Source organism: Pelotomaculum sp. PtaB.Bin117 (assembly GCF_002067195.1).
Taxonomy (GTDB): Bacteria; Bacillota; Desulfotomaculia; order Desulfotomaculales; family Pelotomaculaceae; genus Pelotomaculum_D; species Pelotomaculum_D terephthalicicum.
This window is the reverse complement of record NZ_MVQM01000016.1, coordinates 1-3,758: the sequence shown is the minus strand read 5'-3', so window position 1 is coordinate 3,758 and position 3,758 is coordinate 1. Positions and strand designations below refer to the sequence as shown.

Genomic DNA, 3,758 nt, shown 5'->3' with positions numbered 1-3,758 from the left:
CAGGTATTCCGTCCCCCAGTCTTCTTCCGTGGCTAAAGACACCGGAATTATTTCCATCGTCCTGGGGCAGCCGGATATCTCGACCTCTTTTTTGTCCAGGGCTTCTTTCAGCAGGGGTAAAAACCCGGGAGCGGCTTTTTCGTGCACCAGCAGTGTCTCCGTGGCATTGCACACGGCAACATACTGGGTTTTGGAGTCATCTACAATTTTCACCGCCATTTCCAGGTCAGCATCTTCATCGACATAACAGTGACATATGCCGTCCGCGTGCCCCATTACCGGGATGCTTGAGTTATCCATGATATACCTGACAAAATCGTTCGAGCCTCTGGGAATGATCAGGTCAATATTCTCATCCAACTTCAACATCTCATCGACTTCCGCCCTGGTTTCCAGGAGTTTTAACCAGTTAGCCGGAATCCCCGCTTCTTTAGTCGCGTCGATAATGATATCCGCCAGAACGCGGTTGGTTTCTTTCGCCTCGGAGCCACCTTTTAACAGCACGCAGTTGCCGCTTTTCAGGCAAAGAGTGGAAATCTGCACCAGGGCGTCAGGCCTGGACTCAAATATTACACCAATAACACCGATCGGGCAGGTTGTTTTATAAAGCTCCAAGCCCTCGTCCAATTCAGTCGCAAGCAGTGTCTTGCCAACCGGATCTTGCAGTTTTATCAGACTGTTGATCCCGTCAACCACATCCGCTATCTTTGTTTCGTCAAACTTCAGCCTTTTTAATAGAGGCTCCGGCAGGTTTTCTGTTGCGCTCCTGGTTAAATCTTCATAATTCGCTTTGATAATTTCACTCTGCCGGTCAATCAGTGACCCGGCTATTTGTTCTAAAGCCCTGTTTTTCAGGTCCGCGCTCATTGCAGCCAGCTGTATGGACGCTTCTTTTACCTGGCGGGCAATTTCATTTATCTCCATACTGACATCTCCTTAAATAAGTTTAGTTTTAAGAGATATTCCATATCGCAACAACGTAAACTTTTGCCCTTTTTATATTATATACTTAACTTTCTCATAAGAAAATCATGTTAGTTTTAATCCTCTTCGAGAACCATCAATCCGTCGTTGAAGGTCAACCGGCGTGGTGCTCCGATAATCTCTATATCGCTCCTCCCGCTCAACTCATCTGCCACGCTGCCGGTAACCCACATATATTCCAGTTCAAGTGTGTTGTTAATTACTGCGCCTTTAAGGTTAAGCGGCTCGTCCGCGGAAAGACTGCGGACCGCTGCTTCTATCGCAGTCCGGTCGTCAGGCATAATAATCGGCAGCATGGCCCGCTGGACATTGCCGCTGGTAATACAATTGAGGTAGGTTGTCCGGGAATCCATCTTATCGGCCAGACGTCTTGTCGTGATGTCAGCCAAGCCGACACCGGTGGCGTTCCCATGGGACACCCCGCTTAAATCCAGTACGACAATCCTGGCGACAAAAGGTGTTTCGGGTTCCGGCACCCCGGCTATCCTCATCCGGCCGATCACATTTGTGTCCATTCCTGTTCCGCTAAAATTCTTTCCCATTTGCCTGACAATCAGGAAGTCCAGTTTATCCGCCGGCAAGCGCGGTATAAACCGGTAGGCCTCTTCCAGCAGCCGTTCTTCAACCTCAACCAGCTTGTCCGGAGAAACAGCCTCAATAATGGCAGTGTCCTCGTAACTGTTTTCAACAATTCCGATAGCGCCAATAATTTTACCCGAACGCGTGAAAACATCGCCTATTTCAACCAGAGCCCGGGCCATACGCCGCGGCTCCAGGCGGTGGAAGCAAGTTGCGCCCCGTGTTTTTCCCAGGCCGACAGCCATCATTTTCATTAAACCGCTCTCGACCGGCCCGTGAAATGTGGTATGAGGTTTGATCCTATTGCAAACGATAATCCCGTCGGCGCGCCATGCGTTAATGTCACAGAAAACTTTTATCCCATCCGGAGTAGCGCCTATCTCCACAACTTCCTCTGAAGTCAGCACCGGGCAGCCCAATTTTTCCCGCGTGATGCCCAGGCTGCTCAACACGGCTTTTTGTCCTTCGGCTGTGCCGCCACCGTGGCTGCCCATGGCGCCAATGATGAATGGCTCCGCCCCGGCCATTCCAACTGATTCCACCACGGCACCCAGGATGGCGCCGATATTGTTAATCCCACGGCTTCCTGCCGTAATGGCGACCCGCCAACCGGGCTTGATTCTCGCTCCAAGGTTAATCCGTTCCATTTCTTTTATAACCTTGTTGTAAGGATCGTCAACTACCGGTCCGGGAAAAATCTGTCTGATTCTAACGAAATTAAGATGTTCCAACAATGTCAACAGCACCTGTTTTCTTCGCATATAATAATAGAGCCGTTCAAGCCGCGCTGTTCGAAAAGAAAGCGCGGCTTGTTATTAATCTTAATCACACCTTTTTATCTCCCGCCTGCGGTGTCGGTATCACAGATTTTGCAGGTTCTTTTTTATCCTCCTTATCCTTGGTATCATTTTTATTTTTAGCATCATTTTGTTGTTGTTTTGTGTCATCTTTCTTCTCTTCCCCTTGCTTGCCCGGTTCAACCTGCTTTATTGAATCGCCCTGTTTCTTTTGGTCATTTATTTTCTTTTGTTCATCTTGGTTCTTCAGCTCATCTAGTTTCTTTTGCTCCTCTTTTTGTTCTTCAGTCAACGGCTGAACAGCATATCCTCCGGTTGCCCTATTATCAAGGCCCATGACGTTTGCCATCACCAGTCTGAATATTTCTGCCGGCTGATTGCCGCCATAGGAAGTCAGGTAATGTTGTCTGTCCATGTTTCTCTCATCGTAGCCCATCCATACCGCGGTAGTGTACCGGTCCGTAAAGCCGACGAACCATGCGTCCTTGTTGCCGGACAAGCCACGGAACTCGGCCGTGTCCGGCAGTTCGGTGGTGCCTGTTTTCCCGGCGACTTGAGCGCCGCGAATTCCCGCCCTGGTCCCGGTTCCCGAATCTACAACCGTACGCAAAACATCTTTGATAAAATCAGCTGTGGACGCTTTCATCACCGGAGTACCCTGGGGATGACTGTAAAGTGTTTGCCCTTGCCCGTCTTCGATGCGTTTAATCGCATATGGCTTGTTAAAAATACCACCGCCCGGGAAAGCGGCATATGCCGCTGCCATTTGCAAGGGAGAAACTCCTTTGGTCAATCCACCCAGGCCTAAAGGAAGGCAACGGTCATCTTCCACCAGGTCAAAACCCAATTTCTTGGCCATCTCAAAACCCCGGTCAACTCCGATTTGGTTCAAAAGCCGGACTGCGGCAACATTGCGGGACCACTGCACGGCTGTACGGATAGTGATCGGCCCGTAATAACCGCCGCCGGAATTATGCGGCTCGTAGCTGCCGACCTTGAACGGCGAGTCCGAAATCACTGAATCCGGGCTGTAACCGATTTCAAAAGCCGGCGCATAGACAGCAATCGGCTTAAATGCCGAACCAGGCTGCCTGGATAACTGGGTAGCCCGGTTAAACCCGCGATTTGCTCCGTATTGTCTGCCTCCCACTAACGCTTTTATAGCTCCTGTGCCGTTCTCCACCATAGCTACAGCCGCTTCAACCCTGTCGGTAGGGAATAAATCAGTTTGCGCGCATACTTGTTCGGCTTTCTTTTGAATTTCCGGCTCCAGGGTAGTGTATATTTTTAATCCACCTTTAAATATCTTATCGTTGCCAATTGCATCCACTGCTTCATCCATGACGTAATCAATGAAATAGGAATGGTAATTCTCCAGACTTACATCACTGCTCAGTT

At 49.6% G+C, this 3,758-nt stretch carries 3 protein-coding genes; all 3 read right to left on the bottom strand.

The genetic code is table 11. The features are described from left to right. On the bottom strand, positions 1–924 hold a 924-nt coding region (locus tag A4E54_RS00565), incomplete at its 3' end, for a glutamate-5-semialdehyde dehydrogenase (protein WP_286723710.1). A 116-nt stretch (positions 925–1,040) separates the two neighbouring features. Further along, positions 1,041–2,297, bottom strand: coding sequence for a nickel pincer cofactor-dependent isomerase, group 22 (locus tag A4E54_RS00560; RefSeq protein ID WP_286723708.1), 1,257 nt, complete (start codon positions 2,295–2,297; stop codon positions 1,041–1,043). Between the two features lie 91 nt (positions 2,298–2,388). Next, on the bottom strand, positions 2,389–3,758 hold a 1,370-nt coding region (locus A4E54_RS00555), incomplete at its 5' end, for a transglycosylase domain-containing protein (RefSeq protein ID WP_286723706.1).